This is a genomic window from Asticcacaulis solisilvae (assembly GCF_052327315.1).
Lineage (GTDB): Bacteria > Pseudomonadota > Alphaproteobacteria > Caulobacterales > Caulobacteraceae > Asticcacaulis > Asticcacaulis solisilvae_B.
In genome coordinates this window covers 3316354-3342952 of record NZ_CP166196.1, presented here as the reverse complement: position 1 = coordinate 3342952, position 26599 = coordinate 3316354, and the positions used below count along the sequence as shown (strand labels likewise).

22 protein-coding genes are annotated in these 26599 nt (G+C 63.8%); 9 read left to right on the top strand and 13 right to left on the bottom strand.

The features are described from left to right. Window positions 1–92 precede the first annotated feature (92 nt). The 4 genes from AB8717_RS15865 to AB8717_RS15850 all read right to left on the bottom strand — a co-directional run bounded on the left by AB8717_RS15865 (window position 93) and on the right by AB8717_RS15850 (window position 5233). Entirely contained in the window at window positions 93–1898 is a 1806-nt protein-coding gene (locus AB8717_RS15865) for an IlvD/Edd family dehydratase (protein WP_443748289.1), read from the bottom strand. Between the two features lie 8 nt (window positions 1899–1906). Next, window positions 1907–3094 (bottom strand): aldose epimerase family protein, encoded by a 1188-nt coding sequence (locus tag AB8717_RS15860; protein WP_443748288.1) that lies wholly within the window; start codon window positions 3092–3094, stop codon window positions 1907–1909. Between the two features lie 200 nt (window positions 3095–3294). Then, complete coding sequence (locus AB8717_RS15855; RefSeq protein WP_443748287.1) at window positions 3295–4056, bottom strand: FadR/GntR family transcriptional regulator; 762 nt, start codon at window positions 4054–4056, stop codon at window positions 3295–3297. 40 nt (window positions 4057–4096) lie between these two features. Beyond that, the gene (locus AB8717_RS15850; RefSeq protein WP_443748286.1) at window positions 4097–5233 is read right to left on the bottom strand and encodes an Mrp/NBP35 family ATP-binding protein; all 1137 of its coding nucleotides are present in this window, start codon (window positions 5231–5233) and stop codon (window positions 4097–4099) included. 76 nt (window positions 5234–5309) lie between these two features. Between AB8717_RS15850 and miaA the strand changes: the two genes are divergently transcribed. Together miaA and AB8717_RS15840 are read left to right on the top strand one after the other, a co-directional pair. Further along, window positions 5310–6197 (top strand): tRNA (adenosine(37)-N6)-dimethylallyltransferase MiaA, encoded by an 888-nt coding sequence (gene miaA, locus AB8717_RS15845; RefSeq protein ID WP_443748285.1) that lies wholly within the window; start codon window positions 5310–5312, stop codon window positions 6195–6197. A gap of 71 nt (window positions 6198–6268) precedes the next feature. Beyond that, window positions 6269–8245, top strand: coding sequence for an alpha/beta hydrolase family protein (locus AB8717_RS15840; protein ID WP_443748284.1), 1977 nt, complete (start codon window positions 6269–6271; stop codon window positions 8243–8245). A gap of 24 nt (window positions 8246–8269) precedes the next feature. Here the strand turns inward: AB8717_RS15840 and AB8717_RS15835 are convergent, their stop codons facing one another. From AB8717_RS15835 to AB8717_RS15815, 5 genes are all read right to left on the bottom strand, one after another. Further along, a complete protein-coding gene (locus AB8717_RS15835) occupies window positions 8270–11746 on the bottom strand; it encodes a glycosyltransferase (RefSeq protein WP_443748283.1) in 3477 nt (1158 codons plus the stop codon). Between the two features lie 217 nt (window positions 11747–11963). Beyond that, window positions 11964–12941, bottom strand: coding sequence for a M23 family metallopeptidase (locus AB8717_RS15830; RefSeq protein ID WP_443748282.1), 978 nt, complete (start codon window positions 12939–12941; stop codon window positions 11964–11966). A gap of 9 nt (window positions 12942–12950) precedes the next feature. Continuing rightward, complete coding sequence (locus tag AB8717_RS15825) at window positions 12951–13481, bottom strand: dihydrofolate reductase (protein ID WP_443750905.1); 531 nt, start codon at window positions 13479–13481, stop codon at window positions 12951–12953. After that, window positions 13481–13909 carry a hypothetical protein gene (locus AB8717_RS15820; protein ID WP_443748281.1) on the bottom strand — a complete coding sequence of 143 codons (429 nt, stop codon included), beginning with the start codon at window positions 13907–13909 and terminating at the stop codon, window positions 13481–13483. The genes AB8717_RS15825 and AB8717_RS15820 overlap by 1 nt, the downstream gene beginning before the upstream one ends. A gap of 261 nt (window positions 13910–14170) precedes the next feature. Beyond that, complete coding sequence (locus tag AB8717_RS15815) at window positions 14171–14977, bottom strand: thymidylate synthase (protein ID WP_443748280.1); 807 nt, start codon at window positions 14975–14977, stop codon at window positions 14171–14173. A gap of 58 nt (window positions 14978–15035) precedes the next feature. Between AB8717_RS15815 and ilvC the strand changes: the two genes are divergently transcribed. Then, the gene (gene ilvC / locus AB8717_RS15810) at window positions 15036–16028 is read left to right on the top strand and encodes a ketol-acid reductoisomerase (RefSeq protein WP_443748279.1); all 993 of its coding nucleotides are present in this window, start codon (window positions 15036–15038) and stop codon (window positions 16026–16028) included. On the opposite strand, the gene AB8717_RS15805 is transcribed toward ilvC, so the two are convergent. Then, window positions 16015–16701: a tRNA1(Val) (adenine(37)-N6)-methyltransferase gene (locus tag AB8717_RS15805; protein WP_443750904.1), complete on the bottom strand. Its 687-nt coding sequence runs from the start codon at window positions 16699–16701 to the stop codon at window positions 16015–16017. The two genes, ilvC and AB8717_RS15805, sit on opposite strands and share 14 nt — an antisense overlap. Before the next feature lie 252 nt (window positions 16702–16953). Here AB8717_RS15805 and AB8717_RS15800 point away from each other — a divergent pair, with 252 nt between their 5' ends. From AB8717_RS15800 to AB8717_RS15790, 3 genes are read left to right on the top strand one after another with little or no spacing between them, the layout of a single operon-like run. Further along, window positions 16954–17997 carry a polyprenyl synthetase family protein gene (locus AB8717_RS15800; protein ID WP_443748278.1) on the top strand — a complete coding sequence of 348 codons (1044 nt, stop codon included), beginning with the start codon at window positions 16954–16956 and terminating at the stop codon, window positions 17995–17997. Next, window positions 17978–19252, top strand: coding sequence for an acyltransferase family protein (locus tag AB8717_RS15795; RefSeq protein WP_443748277.1), 1275 nt, complete (start codon window positions 17978–17980; stop codon window positions 19250–19252). The genes AB8717_RS15800 and AB8717_RS15795 overlap by 20 nt, the downstream gene beginning before the upstream one ends. Window positions 19253–19272: 20 nt before the next feature. Then, window positions 19273–20805 (top strand): helicase HerA-like domain-containing protein, encoded by a 1533-nt coding sequence (locus AB8717_RS15790; RefSeq protein WP_443748276.1) that lies wholly within the window; start codon window positions 19273–19275, stop codon window positions 20803–20805. Here the strand turns inward: AB8717_RS15790 and AB8717_RS15785 are convergent, their stop codons facing one another. Together AB8717_RS15785 and AB8717_RS15780 are read right to left on the bottom strand one after the other, a co-directional pair. Further along, complete coding sequence (locus AB8717_RS15785; protein WP_443748275.1) at window positions 20806–21549, bottom strand: SDR family NAD(P)-dependent oxidoreductase; 744 nt, start codon at window positions 21547–21549, stop codon at window positions 20806–20808. Further along, window positions 21549–21908: a dihydroneopterin aldolase gene (locus AB8717_RS15780; RefSeq protein WP_443748274.1), complete on the bottom strand. Its 360-nt coding sequence runs from the start codon at window positions 21906–21908 to the stop codon at window positions 21549–21551. The genes AB8717_RS15785 and AB8717_RS15780 overlap by 1 nt, the downstream gene beginning before the upstream one ends. Before the next feature lie 197 nt (window positions 21909–22105). On the opposite strand from AB8717_RS15780, the gene AB8717_RS15775 reads away from it, so the two are divergent. Next, complete coding sequence (locus AB8717_RS15775) at window positions 22106–22579, top strand: NUDIX domain-containing protein (RefSeq protein ID WP_443748273.1); 474 nt, start codon at window positions 22106–22108, stop codon at window positions 22577–22579. Here AB8717_RS15775 and AB8717_RS15770 read toward each other — a convergent pair. Continuing rightward, window positions 22537–23709 (bottom strand): acyltransferase family protein, encoded by a 1173-nt coding sequence (locus AB8717_RS15770; protein ID WP_443748272.1) that lies wholly within the window; start codon window positions 23707–23709, stop codon window positions 22537–22539. The two genes, AB8717_RS15775 and AB8717_RS15770, sit on opposite strands and share 43 nt — an antisense overlap. 287 nt (window positions 23710–23996) lie before the next feature. On the opposite strand from AB8717_RS15770, the gene uvrC reads away from it, so the two are divergent. Both uvrC and pgsA read left to right on the top strand, forming a co-directional pair. Further along, complete coding sequence (gene uvrC / locus AB8717_RS15765) at window positions 23997–25880, top strand: excinuclease ABC subunit UvrC (protein ID WP_443750903.1); 1884 nt, start codon at window positions 23997–23999, stop codon at window positions 25878–25880. A 67-nt stretch (window positions 25881–25947) separates the two neighbouring features. Beyond that, window positions 25948–26571 (top strand): CDP-diacylglycerol--glycerol-3-phosphate 3-phosphatidyltransferase, encoded by a 624-nt coding sequence (pgsA, locus tag AB8717_RS15760; protein ID WP_443748271.1) that lies wholly within the window; start codon window positions 25948–25950, stop codon window positions 26569–26571. Window positions 26572–26599: the final 28 nt, after the last annotated feature.

Genomic DNA, 26599 nt, shown 5'->3' with positions numbered 1-26599 from the left:
TGGCAAGGGCGACCGCCCGCCGCGCACGTTTGCGCGAGCCATGCGGCGCTTGAGCTAAAAACACTAAATTCTGCGGTCGAAGACCGCTGAATTTAGTGGTTGTCGCGCGGCAGGCCCATGGTCTGGGCCAGGCGCTGGAACTCGACGGCGTCTTCCAGGCAGGCGCCGGTGCCCATCTGGCCGACGGTGCGGCGCTGCATGGCCTGCCACGGCGTCTGGCTTTGCGGGTACTGGTAGCCGCCCTTGGCTTCCAGCGCATCGCGACGGGCCTGAAGGTCTTCGTCGCTGATCAGCAGGTTGACCGTATTCTTGTTGAGATCGACGCGCACGCGATCGCCGGTCACAAGCAGGGCGAGGTTACCGCCGGCCGCCGCTTCCGGAGAGGCGTTGAGGATCGACGGAGAACCCGACGTGCCCGACTGGCGGCCGTCGCCGATGCAGGCGAGGCTGTGGACGCCCTTCTTGATGAGGTAGGCGGGCGGGCGCATATTGACGACCTCGGCTGCACCCGGATAGCCGATCGGGCCGGCGCCGCGCATGAAGAGGATGCAGTGTTCGTCGATGCCGAGCGACTCGTCGTCGATGCGGTGGTGATAGTCCTCAGGCCCGTCGAACACGATGGCGCGGCCTTCGAAAGCCTCGGGGTCGGCGGCGTTCGACAGGTAACGCTGGCGGAATTCGGGCGAAATGACGCTGACCTTCATGACGGCCGAGTCGAACAGGTTGCCCGACAGCACGCGGAAGCCCGCGCGTTCCTTCAGCGGCTGGCCGTAGGGGCGGATGACCTTCTCGTCTTCGATGATCGCGGTCTTGCAGTTTTCGCCGATCGACTTGCCCGTGCAGGTCAGGGCGCCTTCCTTGATGAGCTTCTGGTCCATCAGCTGGCGCACGACGGCGGGCACGCCGCCGGCGTGGTGATAGTCCTCACCGAGATATTCGCCGGCGGGCATCAGGTTGACCAGCAGCGGGATCTCCTCGCCGTACTGCTGCCATTCCTCGATCGACAGCTCGACGCCGATGTGACGCGCCAGGGCGTTGAGGTGGATGGGGGCATTGGTCGAACCGCCGATCGCCGAATTGACGCGGATGGCGTTGATGAAGGCGTCCTTGGTCAGGATGTCAGACGGCTTCAGGTCCTCGTAGGCCATTTCGACGATGCGCTTGCCGGTGAGATAGGCGATCTCCTGGCGGTCGCGGTGCGGCGCCGGAATGGCGGCCGAGCCGGGGAGCTGCATGCCCAGCGCTTCGGCCAAAGAGTTCATCGTCGTCGCCGTGCCCATGGTGTTGCAATAGCCGGTCGACGGGGCTGAACTGGCGACGATCTTGATGAAGCCCTGGTAGTCGATCTCGCCGGCCGCCAGCAGTTCGCGCGCCTTCCAGACGATCGTGCCGGAACCGGTGCGCTCGCCCTTGTACCAGCCATTGAGCATGGGGCCGACCGACAAGGCGATCGACGGGATATTGACGGTGGCCGCGCCCATAAGGCAGGCCGGGGTGGTCTTGTCGCAGCCGATGGTCAGGACCACGGCATCGAGCGGATAGCCGTAGAGGACTTCGACCAGGCCGATATAGGCGAGATTCCGGTCGAGGCCCGCCGTCGGACGCTTGCCGGTTTCCTGGATCGGATGGACCGGAAATTCCAGCGGGATACCGCCGGCCTCGCGGATGCCGTCGCGGACGCGGTCGGCAAGCACGAGGTGGTGGCGGTTACACGGACTGAGATCGGAACCCGTCTGGGCGATGCCGATGATCGGCTTGCCCGACTGCAACTCCTCCAGCGACAGCCCGAAGTTCAGGTACCGCTCAAGATACAGCGCCGTCATGTCGGCATTGGCGGGATTGTCGAACCAGGCGCGTGAGCGGAATGGAACCTTGGGTGTTCTGGAGGAGGCAGTCATAAGTCGGGTTACTTCACAGTGTAGAAGTGATGAACAGTCGTCTGGGTATAGGTCTGGCCCGGATCCAGGCGCGTGGTCGGATAGGTCGGGTGGTTCGGGCTGTCCGGATAGTGCTGGGATTCGAAGGCCATGGCCTGGTACTTGACCAGCTTCTGGCCGCCCTTGCCGACGATGGTGCCGTCAAGGAAGTTGCCGGTATACATCTGGACGCCCGGTTCGGTCGTCGAGATCTGCATGCCGCGGCCCGAAACCTTGTCCTCGACCGTCACCGCCAGCTTCGGCGTAGCCGTCAGGCCGCCACGGATGATGAAGTTGTGGTCGATGCCCTGGTTGCCGATGACGATCTGCGGGTGGTCCGACTTGATGCGGTCGGAGACCAGGCCCGGCGTCGTGAAGTCGAACGGCGTACCCTTGACCGGCAGTTCGCCCGACGGGATCAGCGTCTTGTCGACGGCCAGGATGGCATCGGACTCGATCTTGACATAGGCGTCGGTCGCGGGGCGCGAGACCGGCACGCCACCCAGGTTGAACAGCGAGTGGTTGGTCAGGTTGATGACGGTCGGCTTGTCGGTGGTGGCCTTGTAGCTGATCGTCAGGTCGTTGTTTTCATTGAGCGTATAGGTGACTTCGGTCGTCACCGTGCCGGGATAGCCTTCTTCGCCGTCCGGCGAGACGTATTTCAGCGTCACCGAAGCAGCGTCGGCGCCCGACTTTACGTCCTCGATCGCCCACACATGCTTGTCGAAGCCCTTGAGGCCGCCGTGCAGCGCGTTCGGCTTGTTGTTGATGGCCAGGGTGTAGTCCTTGCCGTCCAGCGTGAACTTGCCCTTGGCGATGCGGTTGGCGTAACGGCCGACCGTGACGCCCGTATAGTTCGGGGTCTTTTCGTAGCCATCGATCGAATCGTAGCCGATGACGACGTCGGCGGCCTTGCCGTCGGCGCCGGGGACCATCAGGTCCTGGAGCGTGGCGCCGTAGGAGATGATGCGCGCGCTGACACCCTTGGAATTCTTGAGTTCGACGGCTTCGACCTTGGTGCCGTCCGACAGGGCGCCCCAGTCGGCGCGGGTGGCGGTCACGGCGTCGGCCGACGGCGCGGCCTTGTCGGCCGGCTTCGAGCAGGCGGCCAGTGTCAGCATGGCGATCGCGGATACCGCGAAGGCGCTTTTGAGCAGAAAGGACCTGGAGGTCTTCATGGTCGTTGTCTCTCCCATATAGGACGCCGCTCGTTGACGCGGCGCCTCATTCATACCGGGCGTTAAATGGTCAGACAATAAGATACAACAGATAAATTCCGTTGCGGCACATTTTCGCGCCATCCGCGATGCGGATTTTTCGGTTTTTTCGCAATGTTTTTTGCGAAAAACCGCTTCACACTTTTTCTATCGAGATCGGCTCAGGCCGCCGAAACCTTGCGCGTGTCCTGGTGCGCCATGCGGATCAGCGTATCCATGCAGGCGCGGGCGGCGGCAGGGTCGCCGGCGGCGATGGCGTCGCATACGCGTTCATGGTCGGGGATCGGATCGCGGGTCAGGGCGTTGTGGCGCGCCTTGTAGCGCGTCGTCCAGGCGACGGCGGCCTCGATCGAGCTCGAGAGGGAGACCAGGGCTTCGTTGCGCGTGGCGCCGATCAGGGTGCGGTGGAACTCGAGGTCGGCGCGGCGGCCGGCCTCGGTCATCAGGGTTTCGCTCTTCATGGTGACCAGCGCGGCGCGCATGGTCGCGATCTCGGCCTCGGTGCGGCGCTGGGCGGCCAGTTCGGCGGCGGCCGGCTCGGTGATCAGGCGCAGTTCGAACAGCGAGGCGATGAAGCTTTCCGACGGCTCGGTGTCGAACATCCAGCCCAGCACTTCGGGATCGAGCAGGTTCCAGCGCTCGCGCTCGGTGACGCGGGTGCCGGTCTTGGGGCGGCTTTCGACCATGCCCTTGGCGGCGAGAATCCGCATGGCTTCGCGATAGGCGGAGCGCGATATGGCCAGCTTGGCGGCGGCCTCGATCTCGTTCGGCAAGACTTCGCCCGGAGCATAAACGCCGTTGAGGATATCGACCCCCAGGCGATAGGCCAGCGCGCCGTGAATACGGCCCTGATAGGCACGACCGGCAGGCGGGGCAGGGCGCAGGCGGCGCGAGGTCTTGGCGGTGTTGTCGAGCGATGTCATAACCGCGTCATGCCATGAATTGGCCTGCCGGTACAAACGATTAGTTGCGTGCGGGGCCTTCGGCCGCCAGGGCGTGCGCTATGGCCGCGGCGATCTCAGAGAACCGCCTTGCCATGGCGCCCCCGGGCTCCGTGGCGGTGAGCGGCCGGCCGGTGTCGCTGCCCTGGCGCAAGGCGGGATCGAGGGGCACTTCGCCGAGGAAGGGTACGTTCAGCGTCCCGGCCAGGGCACGGGCGCCGCCACGGCCGAAAATCTCGATTTCACCGCCGTCGGGTGCGGGAAACCACGCCATGTTCTCGACGATGCCGAGGACGTTTATTCCGGTTTTTCCGAACAAGGTCACGGCGCGGCGGGCATCTGCCAGAGCCATTTCCTGCGGAGTCGAAACGACGACGGCGCCGTCGATCAGGGTTTTTTGGGTCAGGGTCAGCTGGACATCGCCGGTGCCGGGCGGCAGGTCGACGACCAGCACGTCCAGCGGTTCCTCAGGCGTGCCCCAGCGCGTCTGGGTCAGGAGCTGGGTCAGGGCCTGCGACGCCATCGGGCCGCGCCAGATCATGGCCTGGTCCGGATCGACCAGGAAGCCGACAGAATTGACCTTGAGCCCGAAGGCCTCGGGCGGGACCATGCGCTTGTCTTCGCCGAATTCGGGCGGCGTACGGAGGCCGAGCATGACCGGCGCCGAAGGGCCGTAGATGTCGGCGTCAAGGAAACCGACCCGCAGGCCTTGCGCCTTCAGGCCCAGCGCGATGGCCAGGGACAGGGTCGACTTGCCGACCCCGCCCTTGCCGGAACCGACCACGATGACGTGGCGCACATGATCCGGACGTGCCGTGGCGACCGGCGCCTTCGGTTTGCCGTCGTTGACGGCGCGGTCCGACAGCTTGGCCGACGGACCGCGCGGAGCGTCTCGCGGAGGGGCGCCGGGGGCTTCCGCGGTCAGCACGACCTGCGCCTTTTTGACCCCCGGCAGACGGGCCAGCACCGCTTCGGCCTGGGACCGCACATCCTGATAGCCGGGCACCTGGTCTTGCGGCACTTCGATCATGAAGCCGACACGTTCGGGTGAAACGACCAGCCCGCGCACCAGTCCCGCTTCGGACAGGCCCTGGCCCGAGAGGGGATCGGGGATGCGGTTGAGCACATCGAGCACGGCTTCCCTGGTCAAATCGGGCATGGACGAACGGTCTCCGGCGAACTAATTGGAACTGCCGCCTCACATAGGCGCAACCTTTCGCGCTTTAAAGCCCAAAATGTCCCTGTCCGCTTCCAATGCCCCGATCCGCCTGCTGGCCGGCCCGACCGCTTCGGGCAAGTCGGCCCTGGCGCTCGACTGGGCGGAACGGACCGGCGGCATCATCCTCAATGCCGATTCGATGCAGCTCTATGCCGACGTGCCCATCCTGACGGCGCGGCCGTCGCGGGACGATGAGGCCCGGGCGCAGCATGTGCTGTACGGTCACCTGCCGCCCGAAGCGACCTGGTCGGCCGGCGAATGGGTGCGGGCCGCCAAACCCTTCCTCGACGCGGCTCTGGCCGGCGGAGCGCCGGTCTGCGTCACCGGCGGCACCGGCCTCTATTTCAACAGCCTGGTCCACGGGCTGGCCGAAATCCCGGAGATAGGCGGCGCGGCGCGAAGCGAGGCGCGGGGTGATTTCGACCGTCTCGGCGAGGAAGCGTTTCGGAAAAACCTGAAGCAAGTCGATCCGCGCGCCGAGGCCCGCATCGCGGCCAACGACCGGCAAAGGCTTTGCCGTGCTTGGGAAGTCTGGCTCGAGACCGGACGATCCTTAAGCGGCTGGCAGGACGATACGACGCCCGTCCTGCCGGATAATTCTTATCATCTCGAAATTCTGACACCGGACCGTGCGTGGCTGTACGAGCGCTGCGACCGGCGGTTCGACCTGATGATATCCGGCGGGGCGCTTGAAGAGGTCCGCGCCCTCATGGCGCGTGGGCTGGAGGAGGATTGGCCGGTCATGCGCGTGCTGGGGCTTAAGGAGTCCGTCGATTACCTGGAAGGCCGCGTCGCGCTCGCCGAGGCGACGGCTCTGGCGCAGCAGAAGACGCGCAACTATGCCAAGCGCCAGATGACCTGGTTCCGCAACCAGTTCGGAGGACGCTCAGGGACGCCGCTCTGACGTCTTGCCGGAAAGTCCACTTCATCGTAGGTTGTCGCAGGGCGAAGTTTATTAGGCGCCGGGGGCAAATCATGACCGCATCGTTCAATCGCCGCATCCTGCTTGCAGGGGCGGGCGCTGGTTTGGGACTGGCTTTCGGGGCGCGCGCCGAAGACGCGAAGGCGCCGGCCAAGCCGGAAACACCGGCGCCCTCGGTCGAGCTTTACGCCCGCTCGCCCCTGGTGTCGAATATCGCGCTGTCGCCGGATGGCAAGCGCGTCGCCCTCATCAACCAGAAGGACGACACCAACTTCCTGGTCTTTTTCGACATTGCCGGCGGCAAGCCCAAAAGAGTCGGGCTCGGCGCCGGCAAGATGCGTGGCCTTCTATGGGCCGACAACGACCATGTGGTCATCATCAATTCGGTGACGACCTCGCTGCCGGAACTGGCGGCCAGCAAGAGCGAGCTCTATCTCGCCAGTTGCCTGGACCTGAATACGCTGAAGATGGCCAACTTCTTCTCGCGCGACGACGAGTTCTACAACATCGTCGAAGGCGACATCCGCCGTATCAAGGTCAATGGCGAATACCGGGTCACGGCTTCGAACTTCAAGCGCAACCCGCCCTTCGACGAATACCTGTACAGTTTCGCGGCCGACAGTGGCCACGGCCACGAAATCATGTCCGGCAGCCAGTACGCCGAGACCTTCCTGACCACACCTCAGGGGGAGCCCGTCGCCTATTCTGAATACGACGAGGACCGCAAGACGTGGACGCTGTATTATAATACAGGCACGCCCGGCCACAGCCGCTATGAAGCCATCTACAAGAAGAAGGAAGACGGCCGCTACACCAGCCTGGAGGGGCTGGGGCGCGACGGGAAGTCGGTGGTGATCCGGACCTATGCCGACGGCGTGGTCGCGACCTATCACGAAATCTCGGCCGACGGGGCGCTGGGGCCGGCGCTGGACGCGGACAGCAAGGACAAGGATCACACGCCGCTATTCCATCCGACGACCTGGCGCCTGTGCGGGTTCTCGCACCGTGACGACCAGGTGGTGAAGAGCTACGACGACCCGCTGATGAAGAAGCTGAACGAAGCGATTCCGCAAGTCGTGGGGGACGGTGCGCGCAGCTATATCGTCGACTTCGCCGAAGATCCGCGCAAGATGATCGTCTATTCGCAGAGCGCCAGCGACGCCGGCAGCTATGCCTTTATCGACTTTTCCAACGGCGACACTACGGCCATCGCCTTCGATTATCCCGACCTGGCCGAGGAATGGATCACCTCCAAGCAGGCCATCGACTACAAGGCGGCCGACGGCCTCAATATCCACGCCTACCTCACGCTGCCGCCGTTCAAGGAGGCGAAGAACCTGCCGTTGATCGTCCTGCCGCATGGCGGGCCGCAGGCGCGCGACACGCTCGATTACGACTGGCAGACCCAGGTCTTTGCTTCGCGCGGCTATGCCGTGCTCCAGCCCAACTACCGCGGTTCCGAAGGCTATGGCGACGCCTTTATCAGCGCCGGCCAGGGCGAGTGGGGGCGCAAGATGCAGACCGACCTCTCGGACGGCGTCCGCTACCTGGCGCAGAAGGGGATTGTCGATCTCAAGCGCGTGGCCATCTTCGGCGCCTCATATGGCGGCTATGCCGCGATGGCCGGGGCGACGCTCGACCCGGGCGTCTACCGGTGCTCGGTCGCCATTGCCGGCATTTCGGATCTCAAGTCGTTCATATCGGCGAGGGAAGACGACAGCGGGCGCGTCGACAGCAGCATGGTCCGGTACTGGAAGACCCAGTTCGGCGACCAGAAGACATGGGACGATGCTTCACCGGCGAAACAGGCGGCAAGGGCTTATTGCCCGATTCTGCTGATTCACGGCACCGACGACACGGTCGTGCCGATCGACCAGAGCCGGCGGATGGAAAAGGCGCTCAAGGCGGCCGGCAAGGACGTCGAGTTCATCACCTACAAGGGGCAGGATCACTGGGAAACCATTCCGTCGGCGCGCATTACCATGATGCAGGCCAGCCTGGACTTCATCATGAAGCATAACCCTGCCTAGAGCGCGACAGGAGAGCCGGCGGCCTTATTCCGCCGCCGGAGTCCTGGGCGGAGCTTCACTGTCCTCGACCTCGCGCTCGATCTCGGGCATATGCGGCACGGACGGGGCGTCGATGCGGCCCGACCGTTCCAGCTTGCCCCAGCCGACGCGCAGGCCGTGCACCGCCGAATAGAGCGCCTTCAGCACGACATAGTACATGATCTGGCGGTAAACGAAGCGCTGCGACAGCAGCCAGAAGACCGGGTACGACTTCTCGCGCGGCTCCAGCCAGTAGGCGATGGCGCCGCAGATGGCGTCGATGGTCAAAAACGCCAGCCAGTAGATCAGCATGCGGCCGATATCGGTGTCGTTGGCAGCCCAGCCGTGCTGCTGCACGCGCACGACGGTGGCAATGATATTGACCACCAACGCGAAGTCGATGATCGGCGAGATGACCGAGAAGCCGATCTGGAACAGCCAGGCCTGCGGCAGGCCGATCAGGGCCAGGCCACGGGGTTTACGCGTCTTGAAGATGCGCTGATGCTTCCACAGGCATTGCAGTGTCCCGAACGCCCAGCGGAAGCGCTGCTTCATCAGGGCGCCGAACGATTCCGGCGCTTCGGTCCAGGCCACGGCCTCCTGGTCGTAGGCGACCTGCCAGCCGCGGCGCTGTATGGCGATGGTCAGGTCCTGATCCTCAGCCAGCGTATTGTGCGGGTAGTCGCCGACCTCCTTCAGCGCGGTGCGGCGCCACGCGCCGACGGCGCCCGGCACCACCATCATGGCGCCGAACATGGCGAGCGCCGAGCGTTCGAGGTTCTGCGCGGTGACGTATTCGACACCTTGCCAGCGCGTGACCCAGTTGAAGCGGTTGCCGACCTTGGCGTTGCCGGCCACCGCGCCGATTTCCGGGCGCACGAACCAGCGGACGAGGCGGGCGATGGTCTCGGGCTCGAACTGCGTGTCGGCGTCCAGCGCGATGATGATCTCGCCTTTGGCTGCGTTTATGCCGTTGTTGACGGCCACGGCCTTGCCGGCATTGACCTGGGTGATCAGGTGGACCCGCTTGTCGCGCTTGAAAGCGTTGGCGACGATGGGCGAGGTCTCGTCCTTCGAGCCGTCGTCGACGACGATGATCTCAAGTTCCACGCCCGTGCTTTGCAGGACGCGCCGCACGCTGGCCTCGATGACGCGGGCCTCATTGTAGGCCGGGATGATGACGCTGACGAAGGTCGAGGCCACGAAGGCTTCTGGATCGACCTCATCCGTTTTTTCCGGCGGGTCCATGTGGCCGCTGTACTCGGCGTAGATGGCCAGGGCCGACAGGACCAGGGCGCGGGTGATGCCGAGCACGATGGCGACGATGAACAGCCATTTCAGCGCCTCGGCCAGCCAGGCCAGGGCCATGAAGATGCCGACGTCGAAGCGGACCTCGGCCAGTTCGGCGCCGCTGAGCGTCGGCATGACCTGTTCGGGCGTCATGCCGATCAGGTCGCCGACCGTGACGAACTGGAAGCCCTGAGCCTTGAGCTGGTGAATGATGGTCGGCAGGGCCGTGATGGTTTCGGTGCGCACGCCGCCGGAGTCGTGCAGCAGGACGATCGAGCCCGAACGGCATTCGTCGGGTTCGTCGCGGCAATGGTCGCTGGCTTCGCTGGTCATGCCCTGCTGGACGCCGTCCATGACGTTGCTGATGATCTTCGGCACGCCGGGCTTTTGCCAGTCCTCGGAATCGACGTGCAGGCCGACATTCGTGTAGCCCAGCTGCTGGGCGATCAGGGCCGGGTGCAGTTCGTCGGATGTCGTCGGCTCGGCGTCGCCGAACAGCGGGTTGCGCAGCAGGCGCATGGAGCGGCCGGTATAGGCCTCGACGATGCGCTGGGTGGTGTTGAGCTCGAAGCGGATCTGCCAGTCCTGCACCTTGGACATGTCCGGGTGGCTGTAGGAATGGTTGCCGATCAGGTCGCCGTCGGCGATCATACGGTTGAGCAGGTTGGGGTGCGCCATGGCCTTTTCGCCGATGACGAAGAAGGTCGCCGGCACGTGCTCGCGCTCGAGGATTTTCAGGATTTCCGGCGTCCAGCGCCCGTCGGGGCCGTCGTCGAAGGTGAGCGCGATCTTGCCGGGCTGGTAGCCGGTGCGCCGGACGATGAAGGGCGTCGGGAAGGACTGGTAGACTTCGTTCTGCGCCACGCGGTCCTTGTCGAAGGTGACGACACGGCTGCCGTCGTGCGGCGTCGACTCGATATTGACGACTTCGCCGTTGCCGACGGCGATATTGTCGCCGATGGCCGTCAGCTTGTTGAGGTCGGGCAGGTCGTTGGTTTCGAAGTGGTGGAAACCGCGCCAGATCGCCGAGTCCTCGGAACCCAGGCGCCACAGGGCTATGCCGGTGGCGTCGGTGGCGTCGATGGCCAGCATCTGGTTCCAGGCGGTAACGGCGTCCAGCATCCACACCTGGTGGTGGATATTGTTTTCGTCGTACAGGAAGTAGGGGTTGCCCGACACGGGGTCGAACTGGATCGAGGTGCTCGATTCGCGCACGTTGCGCCAGGCGTCGGCGACGCTCTGCGGCTCGCCCTGCATCTTGCCGTCGACTGGATGCCAGTCATAGGCATAGTTGCCGATGCAGATGATGGCCTTCGCCGCCGGCACGCGCTTCAGCGCCCAGGCCAGGCGCTCCTCGAACCAGGATTGCGACGCGATGGGGCCTGGTTCGTCGACGGCCGAATGCTGGTCGTAGATCATGAGGAACAGCTTGTCGGCCGCGCCGGCAAACGCCTTGAGATTCCAGGTTTCGGTATCGACGGGCGCCGTCATGGTCACCTGGTAGCCCCGGACGGACAGGTAGGCGCGCGCCTCGCGGATGAAGGTCAGGTAGTTGTTCAGCGCATTGTCCGGCATGACTTCGAAGTCGAAGACCACGCCCTGGGCCTTTTCAGCGGCGAGCATGTTGGCGATCTGGCCGATCAGCTTGGCGCGGGCGGCGGGATTGGCCACCAGCTTCGCCGTGTTCGGGCCCTGCCAGCCGGCCGGGCGCTGCGGGTCGCCGCCGGGCTGGAGATTCTGCACCATGATCAGTTGGGCGGGCTTGTGCTGGGCGTTCTGCAGCACGTACTTGAACTGGTTGTCCGCCAGGTAGACGAACCGGTTGTCCGGCCCGTTGACATAGGCCAGCGCCGGAATGACCATGTCGAGGTCGTTGACGTGCTTCTGCAGCGACATCATCGAGGCGTCGTCACCGGGCAGGTAGAAGCCGGCAAGGGTCTGTTGCACGGTCGAATGGCCGGCGCGCACGACGATCGGCCGCCGCCGCGGATTGGCGTGGTTGGCCGTCATCTTCGACGCCTGCGGCTTGGGATACTCCATGTGCAGGTCCAGGCCCTTGGGCACGGGCACGTAGAGAATCGACGCCAGCAGCGCGACGAACAGGGCGACGCCGATGCAGACCAGCACGATCAGGCCGATCAGCGAGGCCTTTTTGCGCTTTCCCGACGGGTCATAGAAGACAGGTTTTTGCATATACGGAACGCCCCGGACTGTCAGGCCCGAAACCCTAATGGTGTTCGGCCCTTAACTCGCGCTTTAGGCCCAGTTTGTGGCAATTACCAGCGCGATTCTCGGCGGAATTGCGATTTTGTAACAGCGCCTTGGGCTTCGCCTGGGCAGGGAAGTTCCATACTGCCATATTCCGCTTCCGGGGTATCCGGCGATCATCCGGATCGCGATCGATTTTCCGTTACGGGGCGAAGCTTTGCGACAGGGTTTTGCTGAGGATCACCTTTCCGGCGCGCGTTACCGTATAGACGGCCGAATAGGAACCCGCCGGCCACAGGGCGCCGGGACGTTTCTTGCCGGAAAAGACCATGGCCTGCGCCTTGTCGTGGTCCAGCGCCGGCGACGCCGAATCGACCAGGGTCTGGCCGTCCGGGCCCTTGATAAGGATGCGCTGGATGTCGCCCTGATGCAGGTGGAGCGCCCGGACATAGACGACCAGGGCGGGGCTGGCGCGCGTGGGCGCGGCAATGCCGCCGCGCTCGATATCGTCCACGGTGACGGGGCTGCCCGCGAACCCGGCGTTGAGAATATCGTTGTCGTGATAGGCCAATTCGGCGCGATCGTCCGCCTTCCACAGCGACTGGCCCTGGCCGCAGGGGCCGCCGTCGGCGAACGGATCGAGCCACTTGCCGTTGCGGCGAACGGTAAGATGCAGATGGGGGAAGGCCGCCCCGCCCGACTGACCGACCATGCCAAGCGGAGTTCCGGCAGCGACGCGGTCGCCCGCCTTCACCCGGACCGACCCCTGGCGCATATGGCAATACTGGGTCTGCCAGCCGTCCGCGTGCTCGACCAGCACGCCGTTGCCGCATTCGATGCCCTTGACCCTGGCCTTGTCGAAGGCGCCGACGTCGAAGTCGGGCTGGCCGTCGCGGATCGCCTTCACGACGCCCGGTGCGGCGGCCAGGACGGCCACGCCGCCGGCCTGGGCGACCTTGTCCGGAATGCGGAAGTCGGTGCCGTCATGGCCGTCATAGGTCGCGATGCCGCAGCGATAATCTTTCGCGTCGGGGCCGGGATCGTGGTCGGGATACTGCTGGATGAAGCAGTCCTGGCCGAGGGTGCAGGCGATCGGCTTTTGCAGTTGAAAGGCGGGCGTTTCCGCGCGGACGGGAAGGGGCAGCGCGAAAGCCAGGACCAGAAGCCACAGGATGCGCATAGCCGTCTCCTATTTGCGGTCGTACACCTTCAGCGTACAGCCATAGTCGTCGTGCTCGCCCTTGGGAAGGTCTTCTTCGCTGACGACCGTCCATACGGCCGGATCGATCTCCGGGAAGAAGGTGTCGCCGTCGACCGTGGCGTGGACGTGCGTGACATAGAGCCGGTTGGCCTTGGGCAGCAGTTGCCCGAAGACATTGGCGCCGCCGATGCAGCAGATTTCGAGATCGGCAGCCGCCGGTGCGCCGTCTTCGACCGCGTGTTCACGCGCGATATCGAGGGCTTCGAACAGCGAGCCGCAGGCGATGCCGCCCTCGGCCTCGAACTTCAGGTCGCGGCTGACGACAAGGTTCAGACGCCCCGGCAGCGGCTTGCGCGGCAGGGAATCCCACGTCGTCGAGCCCATGATGATCGGCTTGGAATGGGTGATTTCCTTGAAGCGCTTGAGGTCTGAGCGGATATGCCACGGCAGGCCGCCGTCCTTGCCGATGCAGCGGTTTTCACTCATCGCGACGACCAGCGCCAGGCGGACTTTCGCAATCACAATTTAATGCCTTTCCGCTTGAGTCCTTTTTTTAGTGCGGCAAATGTCTTTTTGCTGGTTGTATGTTTTTCTATCAATGATCTCAAATATTGTGAGGTTTCGTTATCTTGGTTCAAGCACCTAACGAATGGCTCTATTACTTCTTGTTCTAAGTGTGTTAATGGATCGCTTTTCATAAAAACCAATCTTGAGTTTATGTATATAAAGGACCATTCCGCATTATTCAGTATTTTTAATAATAATTTTTCATGATAATCGTCTTCTTCGGATGGGCAATTATATTTCTCCCATAGCTCTGAACTTGTCCGCAAGAGCGATATGCACAGGTTGAACTCAGAGTCAATTTTAGGTTTTAACGCGTTAATAGCCGCGAGAGCGAGGGCAAATAAAGATATGGCAATCGGTAACCAGTGATCTACTGTCATATTTGCCCCTAGGCACGCGGCTTATTTTTTGTTTGGGGGACGAACTTCATATTGACTCGTAGTGCCCGAACGTCCGTCCTGAGCTCCACGCCCATTATTGAGGCCGGCGGACTTTCCATTGCTATCGTTAGTGGGGGTAGGTTTTACTGGGACGCTAGTCTTCTTCTGATCAGTCATGATTCTTCTCCAAGAAAGATACTTCGAGGTACCCCGAAACTCTTCCTAAAGCAATCTTTGTTGTTGATTTGTTCCGAGTTCCGATCATACGGCGACCGGCGCCTTCAGCGCCCCGTGCGACTGGTAGTTTTCGACCGTGAGGTCGGCATAGTCGAAACCGAACAGGTCGGTCTTCGGCGCCAGTTTCAGCGTCGGGAAGGCCATGGGCGAACGCGTCAGCTGCGTCTGCGCCTGCTCCATGTGGTTGAGGTAGAGGTGCACGTCCCCGAAGCTGTGCACGAAGTCGCCGGGCTCCAGCCCCACGGCCTGTGCCACCATGTGGGTCAGCAGCGCGTACGAGGCGATGTTGAACGGCACGCCGAGGAAGATGTCGGCCGAACGCTGGTAGAGCTGGCAGGACAGTTTTCCGTCAGCGACGAAGAACTGGAACAGGCAGTGGCACGGTGGCAGCGCCATGTCGTCGACCTCGGCCGGGTTCCACGCCGAGATGACATGACGGCGCGAATAGGGATTGGTCTTGAGGTTAGTCACCAGGTTCTGCATCTGGTCGATGACCCGGCCGTCGGGCGCTGCCCACGACCGCCACTGCTTGCCGTAGACGGGGCCGAGATCGCCGTTTTCGTCGGCCCATTCGTCCCAGATGCTGACGCCGTGGTCGTGCAGGTATTTGACATTGGTGTCGCCGCGCAGGAACCACAGAAGCTCGACCGCGATGGATTTGAAATGGACCTTCTTGGTCGTCAGCAGCGGAAAGCCTTGGGACAGGTCGAAGCGGATCTGGCGGCCGAACAGGCCCAGCGTACCGGTGCCCGTGCGGTCCTCACGCTTGATGCCGTTGTCGATGATGTCGCGGACCAGGTTGAGATACTGATATTCGGGATGGTCAAACATGGTGCGCGCTTTTATTGGGGGAACGATTCTCGAACAGTATAGCTGAGGGCCGACCCTGATGCCATTGCCAGTCTATCACGACCGCGATTGTGACCTGTCCCTGATCCGGACAAGCAAGCTTCTTATCATCGGTTACGGCAGCCAGGGACGCACTCACGCCTTGAATGCCCGCGATTCCGGCGTGAGCGATATCCGCGTGGCGCTGAAGCCGGGTTCGGCGACGCGCATGAAGGCCGAGGCCGACGGCTTCACGGTGGTGACGGTGGCCGATGGTGTAAAATGGGCCGACGTCATCGTGGTCCTGACCTCGGACGAAGCGCATCAATCGCTGTTCCGAGACGAGATCGCGCCGTCGCTGAAAGCCGGGCAGGCCTTGATTTTCGCTCACGGCCTGTCGGTCAATTTCGGGCTGGTCGTGCCGCCGGCCGATGTCGACGTGCTGCTGGTCTCGCCCAAGGGCATCGGCCCGCGCATCCGCGACATCTACGTCGAGGGCCAGGGGGTGTTCTGCCTGTTCGCCGTCCACCAGGACGCCACCGGGCGCGCCAAGGCCCTTGGCCTGTCCTACGCCGCCGCGCTCGGCTGCGGGCGCAAGGGCATTCTCGAAACCACCATGAAGGCCGAATGCGAAAGCGACCTGTTCGGCGAACAGGTCGTGCTGTGCGGCGGTACGCGCGAACTCGTGGTCAACGGTTTCCAGACCCTGGTCGACGCCGGTTACCCCGAGGAGGTGGCGTGGTTCGAGACGTGCTACGAGTTGAAGCTGGTCGTCGATCTTCTTTGGGAGCTTGGCATGTCGGGCGGCTTCGCCAAGATTTCCAATACGGCGGAATACGGCGCCTATCTGACCGGCCCGCGCGTCATCAATGAGGCATCGAAGGCGGCGATGAAGGCCGTGCTCGACGACGTGCAGTCGGGCCGCTTCGTCAAACAGCTGATGGCCGACTACGACGCCGGCAGCCCAGACCTGCTGGCGCGGCGTGAAGCGTTGAAGGACAATCTGTTAGACAGCACCAAGCGCTATCTGGATGGCGTCGCTAAGCCCAGCTGAGTACCGCATCCCCCCGCAGGATCGCTTCCACTGCGTCCGTATGCTTGCGCACGCCGCCGTCGTGCAGCACCAACGGCGGCAACAAGCGCAATGGCGCCTTGCCCAGCCGTTTGGCGCGGACGATGACGCGCTTGGCGTCCGCATCGCCGAAGGGCTGGACCGGGCGGATCTGGAACGAGCCCGCCTTCGACGACAGGCCGCCTAAAATATCGCCCAGACGGTCGGCGCGATGAATGAAGACGATGTCGCCACCGTCTTTGGCGGCGGCCAGCGCAAAGTCGAGCCACGCCTGCAATCCGTCGTCGGCGATCCAGGCGGGACGTTTTGCCGCAGCGGGCGCCCGCAGCGTTTCGGGATCGTCGAAATAGGGGGGATTGGAGAAGACGAGGTCGGCGCGTTCGACGCTTGCCGCCGCAAAGCCCAGACCGATATCGCCGTTCGCGATCTCGACATTGTGCATGCCGTTCAAAAGCACGTTATCCCGCGCCAGGTCCGCGTAGAGGCTTTCGCGCTCGATGCCGGTGAGATGCAACCCTTCGCAGCGCCACTTCAGCGACAAAAGTGCGCCGCCCGCACCACAACCCAGTTCCAATCCTGACAAGGCTTTGCTGCGCTGAGGGCTTCGTTCGGCCAGGGCGCCGGCGCACGCTGCTGCCAGCAATGCGCCGTCCATGCCGACACGATAGCCTTGCAAAGGCTGGCGCAGCTGTAACCGCTTGCCCAGCAGGTGCGTAAAAGCCGCAGGTCCGGCGGCGGCGACAGGTTCCGGCGCGGTTTCGGTTGTCTTGGCGGCGTCGATGGTCAAAACTGTTTCCCGGTGGGTTCGTATATAGCTAGCATGTTTCCGTAGAATATCCCACGTTTCGGCATAGACTAAGCCGCGAAGCCGGTTTATGGCCTAGGCCGATAGTCAGGAGTTAACGCATTGGATTCGGCCAATATCGACGCGGTGCGCAAATCGACCGCGCCTGAGCGCGACACGCAGTCTTCCAAGGCAGATGTAAATGCCCTGGTCAGCCTGTGCCAGCCGGACATGGCGCAGATCAACGCACTGATCACCGAGCGCATGCAGTCGGACGTGGCCGTCATTCCGGCCCTGGCCGCGCATCTGATCGCCGCCGGCGGCAAGCGTCTGCGGCCGCTGCTCTGCGTCGCCGCCGCGCGCCTGTGCGGCACCGGCAATACGCGTCACCATAACCTTTCGGCCGCCGTCGAATTCATCCATACGGCCACCCTGTTGCACGACGATGTCGTCGACTCGTCGCAACTGCGCCGCGGCAAGGTCGCCGCCCACCTGATCTGGGGCGCGCCGTCGTCGGTCCTGGTCGGCGACTTCCTGTTTGCCCGCGCCTTCGAGCTGATGGTCGAGACCGGCAGCCTGCGTGCGCTCGACATTCTGTCGAAGGCATCCGCCGTCATCACCCAGGGCGAGGTCCTGCAACTGATGAAGGCTTTCGACCTCAACCTGTCGCAGGACGACTATATCGAGATCATCTCGGCCAAGACCGCGGCCCTGTTTTCGGCGGCGTCGCAGTCGGGCGCCGTGGCGGCCGACGCGCCGGAAGAGCAGGTCCAGGCGCTGTACGACTATGGCCTCAACCTCGGCCTCGCCTTCCAGATCCAGGACGACATCCTCGACTACCAGGGATCGGCCGCCGACCTCGGCAAGAATGCTGGCGACGACTTCGCCGAAGGCAAGTCGACCCTGCCGCTGATCCTGGCCATGCGCGCCAGCCGCGCCACCGACGCCGCCTTCTGGGACCGCACCATCGGCAAGCGCGAGCAGAAGCCGGGCGATTTCGAGCATGCGCAAAACCTGATGAAGGCATCCGGCGCGCTCGATGAAGCCCGTGCCGTGGCGCGCGATTTCGCCGATAAGGCGCGGGCGGCGCTTTCCGTCTTTACGCCGGGGCCGTGGCGCCAGGCGCTGGAAAACCTGGCCGTATACAGTGTCGAGCGCCAGACCTGAGGACATACCGTCCGAGGCGACGGCAGAGCCCGCAACGCAGTATGAACGGGTCGTCGAGGCACGCTTCTACGAACTCGATATCCTGCGCGGGCTGGCCGCCTTCCTGGTGGTCGCCTTCCACTACAAGCACTTCCTGACCGAAGACGCGATCAACTTCGACTACGACCACCTGCCGTTCCATACGGTGCTGATGCCCATCTATGTCTATGGGCTGATGTTCGTCGAAATGTTCTTTTCGATCTCGGGCTACGTCTTTTTCTGGCTCTATTCCGAGGCCGTCTCGGAAAAGCGGCTGGGGGCGCAGCGCTTCTTCATCGCGCGTTTTGCCCGGCTCTATCCCCTGTTCTTCGTCACCTTCATCGCGGTGGCGGTCATGCAGCTTATCTTCTTCGGCCTCTATGGCCAGACCTATATCTACCAGCACAATACGCCGCTGCAGTTCGTGCTGAACCTGTTCATGGTGCACCAGTGGCTGCCGCACCCCGAGCAGACCTTCAATGGCCCGTCCTGGTCGCTGTCGGTCGAGGTCTTTCTCTACATCCTGTTCTTTACCTTGGCGTCGAAGCGGCTGAACCACCCGCTGATCCTGGCCGGCCTGGCCGCGCTGGCGGTCGGCTTCAACATGACGCATTCGATCGAGAACGTGTCGGGGATCGCGCGCGGCGTTGCCAGCTTCTTCCTCGGCGGCCTGGCCTTCCATGCCGTCACGGCCCTGCGCATGCCGGGACGCGAGGTCTGGCAGAAGCGCGTATCGCTTGGCCTGCTCTGGCTTCTGCCGTGCCTTTGGCTGCTCAGCTATGTGCGCGGCCAGTCGGCCCTGTGGGACAAGATGCAGGCCGCGTCGCCCGATAATCCGCTGTGGACGGTGTTTGGCTCGGCGGGCTTCGTCTATGCCGTCGTGCCGCTGACCCTGCTTCTCTTCGGGTTGAAACAGGGGCAGTGGGAAGCAAAGGTCCTGACGCCGGAACGGCTGCATCGTTTTGCCTGGATCGGTGACATTTCCTATTCGCTGTACCTGATCCATTTTCCGTTGCAGATCGGCATCATGATCCTGATGGCGCACTATCCGTTCGCCACCCGCGTTGCCATCTTCTCGTCGCCATTGATGCTTGTCGCCTTCCTGGGCGTCGCCGCGGGCCTGGCGCGGCTCAGTTTCACCTATTTTGAGATGCCGATGCGCGAATGGATCAAGACCTGGCTGACGCGCCGGTTGTCTGGTACCGCTGTGAAGGCGGAGCCTGAAGAGGCGGCCTGAATTTTCCAAAGGAGACGGTGATGAGCGATACGGGCGTTCTGGTGGGGCAGGCGGACAGCGCCGACAAACTGCCGCAAATCCTTCTCTACGGCCGCGCCAACCGCCACGGCCTGGTGGCCGGAGCCACGGGCACCGGCAAGACCATTACCTTGCAGTCGATCGCCCAGGGCTTTGCCGACGCAGGCGTCCCGGTCTTCGCTGCCGACGTGAAGGGCGACCTGTCGGGCATCGCGGCGGCCGGCGCGCCCAACGACAAGATTTTGCAACGGGCGAAGGATATGGGTGTCGACCTGAAGCCCGAGGCGGCGCCGGTCATCTTCTGGGACCTGTTCGGCAAGAAGGGTCACCCGATCCGCACGACCATCTCGGAGATGGGGCCGCTGCTGCTGGCGCGGCTGCTGGAGCTGAACGACACCCAGGAAGGCGTGCTCAACATCGTCTTCCACGTCGCCGACAAGCAGGGCCTGCTGCTGCTGGACCTCGCCGACCTGCGCGCCATGCTGACTCACGTGTCGGAAAACGCAAAGGACATCAGCGCGCAATATGGCGCGGTGTCGCCGGCCTCGATCGCGACGATCCAGCGCGGGCTGCTGCAACTGGAAACCCAAGGCGCCGACGGCTTCTTCGGGGAGCCGGCGCTGAAGCTGGCCGACCTGATGCGCACGGCGCCGGACGGGCGCGGCTATATCAACCTTTTGGCCGGCGACAAGCTGATCGAAAGCCCCAGGCTCTATTCGACCTTCCTGCTGTGGCTGATGTCCGAGCTGTTCGAGGAACTGCCCGAGGTCGGCGATCCCGAAAAGCCGAAACTGGTCTTCTTCTTCGACGAGGCGCATCTCCTGTTCAAGGAGGCGTCCCCGGCCCTGTTGGAAAAGATCGAGCAGGTGGTGCGCCTGATCCGCTCCAAGGGCGTGGGCATCTATTTCGTGACGCAGAACCCGGCGGACATCCCCGACACCGTGCTGGCCCAGCTCGGCAACCGCGTCCAGCACGCCCTGCGCGCCTACACGCCGGCCGAACAGAAGGGGCTGAAGGCGGCGGCGCAGTCCTTCCGCCCGAACCCGGCCTTCGATACCGAGGACGCCATCCAGAACCTCGGCGTCGGCGAGGCGCTGGTCTCGCTGCTCGACGACAGGGGCCGGCCGACGGTTACGGAAAAGACTTTGATCCGCCCGCCGGCGTCGCGCTTCGGGCCGGTAACCGACGCCGAACGCGCCGCCATCCGCGCGGGGTCTCCGGTTGGCGCCACCTATGACATGCCGGTCGATCGCGAGTCGGCCTATGAAATCCTGGCCGGACGCGCCGGGGCAGCCCAGGCGCCTGCACCCGAAACGGGGTCGAGCGCGGGTGAAAAGGCCGCGGCGAAAGCGGCCGAGCAGGCGGCCAGGGCCGAGGCGCGCCAGCATGAGCTGGAAGAAAAAGAGCGTGCCCGCGCCACACAGCAAACGATCAAGGCAGTGACATCGGTCGCCGTGCCGATCATCCGGTCCATGGGCATCATGCTGGGCAAGGAACTGTTGCGCGGGATGATGGGGAATACCAGGCGACGCTAATCAGCCGCGGACGTCGAACGCCACGTCGCGGGGGCGGCCGGTCAAGCTCTCGCCGCCGTCGACCGTGACAATCTGGCCGGTAAAACTCGGCGTGTCGATCATGAAGCGCGCGGCCCGTGCCAGATCCGCGATCGTGCATGTCAGGCCTAAGGGCGTGGCGCGTGCGGCGGCTTCGAAATCGGCCTGGGACTGGTCTCCGCTCGGCAGCACCAAGCCGGGCGCAAGGCCGCAGACGCGCACCTTTGGCGCCAGGGCCATGGCCAGAGGCTGGGTCAAACCCGCCAGTCCCACCTTGCCCGCCGTATAGGACAGGAAATCCGGATTGGGATTGACGACCTTCTGGTCGAGGATGTTGATCGCCACGCGCCCGCCGGCTTCGCTGAGCGCCTTGATCAGAAAGACCGGCGCGGTCAGGTTGCTGTCGATATGCGCCTGCCACAGCTCGGGCGTCAGGCTGTCGATGGCGTCGTACTTGAACAGGGAGGCGCAGTTGATCAGCACGTCGACGCTGCCGAAATGCGCCTTGACCGCCGGGATCAGCGCCGCGCGTTCGTTTGGCGCCGCCAGGTCGGCGGCAAAGCGGGCCACGTCGCGGCCCAAGGCCTTCAGCTCGGTTTCGAGCGCCTCGGCCTCCGCGATCGAACGGTGATAGTGGATGGCTATGCGGTAATCGGCTGACAGGTCTCGGCACAGGCCCGCACCGACGCGGCGGCCGCCGCCGGTGACCAGCACGACCGGCCGCATTACGCGGCAAATCCCGGGCGGAAACGCGCCATTTCGACGCCGGCGCCATGCGTGTCGGGGAAAATATCGGGTTTGAGAATCCGGGCGCGGCAGGCCAGCACCAGGGGATTGGAAAAGGCCGTCGCCATCACGTCTTCAAGCAGGGTTTCCAGCAGTTCGACGTGATCCTGCGTCTCCCATGCCACGACGGCGTTGCGCATCAGGTCATAGTCGATGAATTCGCCGGGTTTCAGCCGGCCATACTGCCAGACGCTGACCCACAGGCGGTTGGGACGTTCGTATTCGAAGGCGTGCAGGCCACAGCGCACATGGACCTCGATGGTTTCGAGGACCGCGGCCGTGTAATCGCCGGTCAGCATCAGTCGATGCGGCCGAAATCGACCAGGTTGATCAGGGCGACGACGATGAGGAAGGTGGCCATGATGGCGATAGCGAGCATTCGAAAGACTCCGCGAAACGTCGTTCCGTGTTAGCGGCAGAAATGGTCAGGCACAAGAGGGCTTTTTTGTCGCAGGCGCGCTTGCCAGCGTCCGGCGCGTCCCCGTAAAGAGAAGCCATGAAGGATTGGAAACGCATCGTCGAGCCGTACTCGCGCCCGCTGTTTTTCGCGTATTCGCGGCTGACGCGCGGCAAGACGCTGGGAGTGCGCGGCCTCGTGCTCGACAACCAGGGGCGGGTCCTGCTGGTCGAACATACCTATGTCGAAGGCTGGTGGCTGCCGGGGGGCGGAGTCGACGCCGGCGAGACCACCCAGGCCGCCGTGGCGCGCGAACTGCGCGAGGAGGCCGGTGTCAATCCGCTCGAGACGCCGAAACTGCTGTCCGTGCACTCGAACGAGACCTTCTTCCCCGGCGACCACGTCCTGTTGTTCCGCGTCGACCGCTGGGAACCCTGCGACATGACCTCGCACGGCGAAATCAAGGCCGTCGGTTTCTTTGCGCCGGATGCGTTGCCGGAAAATACGAACCGCGGCACGCGCCGCCGGATTCAGGAAGCTTTGATGGGGGCGGAAGCCGACCCTGTCTGGTAGTTGCCGACCAGGAATTTGCGGAACCAGCGCCGCGACGGCTTCTCGAACGCGTAGTGGCTGAGGCCCGCCAGACCGATCGATACGACCAGCGCGACCGCGACCCAGGCTTCGGGCAGCAGGCCGTGCACGCCCCAGCCCGGCAGCATCTTGAAGACGATGCGCAGCACCAGGTCGTGGATCAGGTAGAGCGCATACGACACCAGGCCCAGCCAGTAGACCCAGGGCGTATGCAGCCAGCGAGCCACCGGGCCTTCGTCGTGGCTGAGCGCCATGATCAGGAGGGCGAAGACGGCCACCAGGAACAGGTCCGAACCCTTGAAGCACAGCAGGACGATCGTCAGGCCCAGCAGGACCAGGCTGGCGCGCGACGGGATATGCTCACGGAAACGATAGGCGACCAGGCCGATGAAGAACGACGCCAGGCAGCGCAGCGACGTGCCGATGGCGTAGGAGCTGGCGATGTCGAGCGGGCCGTGGCGATAGGCCAGGGGCTGTTTGGCGATCCATTGCGGGCCGTAGGCGATTGCCGCCAGTACGCCGAACGACAGGACCAGGCCGACGAGCGTCCAGCGTCGTGGCACTTTCAGCGCGCCCCACAGGCTGAGCGGGAACAGCAGATAGGCTGTCCATTCCGTGCTGATCGACCACGACGGCGGCACGATCGAATTCGACAACCCCCAGGCCTGGATCAGCGCGAAATTGTAGATCAGGCCCTTGGGCAGGTCGGGCACGGTCGACACCTTGGTCATGACCGTGCCGATAAGCACGGCCGTCAAAAGGGTCATCAGCGCGAACAGCGGATAGATGCGCGCCAGGCGCAGCAGCAGGAACTGCTTGAAAGTCTTGATCGAGAAGCCGTCGCTGAACATGCCGGCATAGGTCATCGCCATGACGAAGCCCGACAGGATGAAGAACAGGTCGACGGCCATGTAGCCGTGCCGGATGAAGGGCTGGAAGGTCGGAAAGAACCTGTAATGGCCGTTGACGTGGAAGATGACGACGTACAGCGCCGCGATGCCGCGCAGGCCGGTCAGGGCCTTGATTTCGCCCTTAGGGGCAGGCGCGACCGTTTCGCCGGCGACTGGCGTTTCGATTGCGGCGCTGGGCGCAAAAGCAGGAACTGCGGACATTAAAAACCAATACGGACGGCGGAAAGTGTCCATCTAATCTATCTGGCCGGTCACGCAAGTGTGTATGGAGCACAGATCAATAAGAAATTGTTTCAAGGGTTGTGGACTTATCACGACTGGGTGTTGCTTTTCTGTTCGCCGGACATCATCTTGTCGTCTGCGGACGTTGCTGCCAAAAACCGGCGGAAACCTGTTCCAAGAGACTTGCCGGAAGCCAGAACCGCTTTCGCGGCTTTCCCAAATCACACCGCTTCGGAAACGCTTTGAGCGACGACATCATCATCGATATGGACAACACCGGTCCCGAGGCCGCCCCCGGCGACAAGCTGGTCGGCGCGGCGCTGATCCGGCGCGAGGCCTCGCTGGCGCCTGACAAGCCCGGCGTCTACCGCATGCTGGGCGCCGACGGCGAAGTCCTCTATGTCGGCAAGGCCAAGTCGCTGAAGAAGCGCGTCCTGCAATACGCGCAAGGCCGCTTCCATGCCCAGCGCATCGCGCGCATGGTGTCGCTGACGCACGAAATGGTGCTGATGCGCACCGACACCGAAGGCGAGGCGCTGTTGCTGGAAGCGCGCCTGATCAAGGCGCTGCGCCCGCGCTACAACGTGCTTTTGCGCGACGACAAGAGCTTCGCAGAAATCCTGGTGCGCCGCGACCACGAGGCGCCCCAGGTGTCGAAGCACCGCGGGGCGCATTCGATCAAGGGCGACTATTTCGGGCCGTTCGCCTCGACCGGCGCGGTCAACCGCACGCTCGACACCTTGCAAAAGGCGTTTCTGTTGCGCACCTGCACCGACAGCGTCTACGCCTCGCGCACGCGGCCGTGCATGCTGCACCAGATCAAGCGCTGTTCGGCGCCGTGCACGGGCGAGGTCAGCCTCGACGACTACAATGGCCTGGCGCAACAGGCGGCCGATTTCCTGCGCGGCAAGAGCCGGGTGGTGATCGAGCGCCTGACCCAGGACATGATGGCCGCGTCCGAGGACATGGAGTTCGAACGCGCCGGCGGCATCCGCGACCGTATCCGCGCGCTCAACCACGTCGTCATGTCGTCGTCCGTCGATCTGCAGGGGGAAGAGGCCGACGTCTTCGCCGTCTGTGCCGAGGGCGGTGCGGCCTGCGTCCAGGTGGTCTTCTTCCGCGCCGGCCAGAACTGGGGCGACCGCGCCTATTTCCCGCGTGTCGATTCGGAAGATACCGAAGGCCAGATCCTCGACGCCTTCCTGGGCCAGTTTTACCAGGACCGGCCCATCCCCAAGCTGCTGCTGATCTCGCACGACCTGTCGGAACCCGAACTGATGGCCGAAGCGCTCAGCCTCAAGGCCGACCGCAAGGTCGTCATCCAGCGCCCGCAACGCGGCGGCAAGGCTGACACCGTCAACAACGCGCTCAACAACGCCCGGGCGGCTCTGGGGCGCCGCATGGCCGAACAGTCGGCGCAGTCGAAGCTGCTGATCGGGGTCGCCGAAGCCTTCGAGCTCGACGCCCCGCCGGTGCGCATCGAAGTCTACGACAACTCGCACCTCGGCGGCACGCACGCCGTCGGCGGCATGGTGGTCGCCGGCCCGGAAGGCTTCATGAAGGGCCAGTACCGCAAGTTCACCATCCGCGACCTCGACACCAAGCCGGGCGACGACTACGCCATGATGGCCGAAGTTTTCCGCCGCCGCTTCATGCGCCTGATCAAGGAAAAGGACCTGCCCGAAGGCGAGAAGAATTTCGGCGCGCCCGACCTGGTGCTGGTCGACGGCGGGCAGGGGCAGCTCGACGCTGTTCTGGCGGTCATGGCCGACCTGGGGCTCGACGACATTCCGATCGTGGGCGTCGCCAAGGGACCGGACCGCGACGCCGGCCTCGAGCGCTTCTTCATGCCGGGGCGGCTGCCCTTCATGATGGAGCCCAAGTCGCCAGTCCTCTATTATCTTCAGCGCCTGCGCGACGAAGCCCACCGCTACGCCATCGGCGCCAACCGCCAGAAACGCGACGCCGCCATCACGAAAAACCCGCTCGACGAAATCCCCGGAATCGGTCCGCGCAAGAAAAAGGCGCTGCTGGCCGCGTTCGGCTCGGGCAAGGATGTCGCGGCGGCGCGTCTCGAAGACCTGCGCAAGGTCGAAGGCGTCAACGAGGCCCTGGCGCAGAAGATCTACGACTTCTTCCACGGCGGGTGACGCGAAAACCCCTTCCATTGCGGCGGTTTGCCCGGCTAGAATAGGCGCGAACAACCAAGGTGCCTTCATGACCGGCGAGCAAGTCAATCCGATCCCCAACATCCTGACCCTGATCCGGCTGATCGCGGGCATCGTCATGTTCATTCTGCTGGCCGGTTCCGTCGGCGGCATTCCCTTCCTTGAGGTTACGTCGGACCGGCTGTACCCGCTTCAGCGCTGGGGCGTATATATCTTCGTCATTGCGGCCCTGACCGACCTGTTCGACGGCGTGCTGGCGCGCAAGCTGCATGCCGAAAGCCACTGGGGCGCGATCCTCGACCCGATCGCCGACAAGATCCTGGTCTGCGGCACCATCCTCGGCCTGTTCTGCATCAATACCGGCAATCCGTTGTTCGCCCTGCCGGCAGCCTTCATCCTGTTCCGCGAATTCGCCGTCAGCGCCCTGCGCGAAGCCGCGGCCGCGCAGCACGTCAAGGTGCCGGTCAGCTTCCTCGGCAAGATCAAGACGACGGTGCAACTGGTGGCCCTGGGCGTGCTGCTGTTCGCCGAAAGCTGGACGGCCTTCAACCTGCCGCCGTCGAGCTACAGCGATCTCGTTTTCACCGTCGGTTACCTGCTGATATGGATTGCGGCGCTCATTTCGGTCTGGACCGGTTTCGCCTACTTCGCGGCCGCCCGGAAAGACCTGTAAAATCCCACATGGCGGAAAATTTTTCCGC

Bases quoted from the DNA above. Each gene is read 5' to 3' on its own strand.
- AB8717_RS15780 (WP_443748274.1), bottom strand. From the start codon at position 21,908: ATGCTGACCGGCGATTACACGGCCGCGGTCCTCGAAACCATCGAGGTC.
- AB8717_RS15855 (WP_443748287.1), bottom strand. From the start codon at position 4,056: ATGACATCGCTCGACAACACCGCCAAGACCTCGCGCCGCCTGCGCCCT.
- AB8717_RS15865 (WP_443748289.1), bottom strand. From the start codon at position 1,898: ATGACTGCCTCCTCCAGAACACCCAAGGTTCCATTCCGCTCACGCGCC.
- AB8717_RS15860 (WP_443748288.1), bottom strand. From the start codon at position 3,094: ATGAAGACCTCCAGGTCCTTTCTGCTCAAAAGCGCCTTCGCGGTATCC.
- AB8717_RS15790 (WP_443748276.1), top strand. From the start codon at position 19,273: ATGAGCGATACGGGCGTTCTGGTGGGGCAGGCGGACAGCGCCGACAAA.
- ilvC (WP_443748279.1), top strand. From the start codon at position 15,036: ATGCCATTGCCAGTCTATCACGACCGCGATTGTGACCTGTCCCTGATC.
- AB8717_RS15770 (WP_443748272.1), bottom strand. From the start codon at position 23,709: ATGTCCGCAGTTCCTGCTTTTGCGCCCAGCGCCGCAATCGAAACGCCA.
- pgsA (WP_443748271.1), top strand. From the start codon at position 25,948: ATGACCGGCGAGCAAGTCAATCCGATCCCCAACATCCTGACCCTGATC.
- AB8717_RS15840 (WP_443748284.1), top strand. From the start codon at position 6,269: ATGACCGCATCGTTCAATCGCCGCATCCTGCTTGCAGGGGCGGGCGCT.
- AB8717_RS15830 (WP_443748282.1), bottom strand. From the start codon at position 12,941: ATGCGCATCCTGTGGCTTCTGGTCCTGGCTTTCGCGCTGCCCCTTCCC.
- AB8717_RS15775 (WP_443748273.1), top strand. From the start codon at position 22,106: ATGAAGGATTGGAAACGCATCGTCGAGCCGTACTCGCGCCCGCTGTTT.
- AB8717_RS15835 (WP_443748283.1), bottom strand. From the start codon at position 11,746: ATGCAAAAACCTGTCTTCTATGACCCGTCGGGAAAGCGCAAAAAGGCC.
- AB8717_RS15850 (WP_443748286.1), bottom strand. From the start codon at position 5,233: ATGCCCGATTTGACCAGGGAAGCCGTGCTCGATGTGCTCAACCGCATC.
- uvrC (WP_443750903.1), top strand. From the start codon at position 23,997: ATGGACAACACCGGTCCCGAGGCCGCCCCCGGCGACAAGCTGGTCGGC.
- AB8717_RS15785 (WP_443748275.1), bottom strand. From the start codon at position 21,549: ATGCGGCCGGTCGTGCTGGTCACCGGCGGCGGCCGCCGCGTCGGTGCG.
- miaA (WP_443748285.1), top strand. From the start codon at position 5,310: ATGTCCCTGTCCGCTTCCAATGCCCCGATCCGCCTGCTGGCCGGCCCG.
- AB8717_RS15820 (WP_443748281.1), bottom strand. From the start codon at position 13,909: ATGACAGTAGATCACTGGTTACCGATTGCCATATCTTTATTTGCCCTC.
- AB8717_RS15805 (WP_443750904.1), bottom strand. From the start codon at position 16,701: ATGGACGGCGCATTGCTGGCAGCAGCGTGCGCCGGCGCCCTGGCCGAA.
- AB8717_RS15815 (WP_443748280.1), bottom strand. From the start codon at position 14,977: ATGTTTGACCATCCCGAATATCAGTATCTCAACCTGGTCCGCGACATC.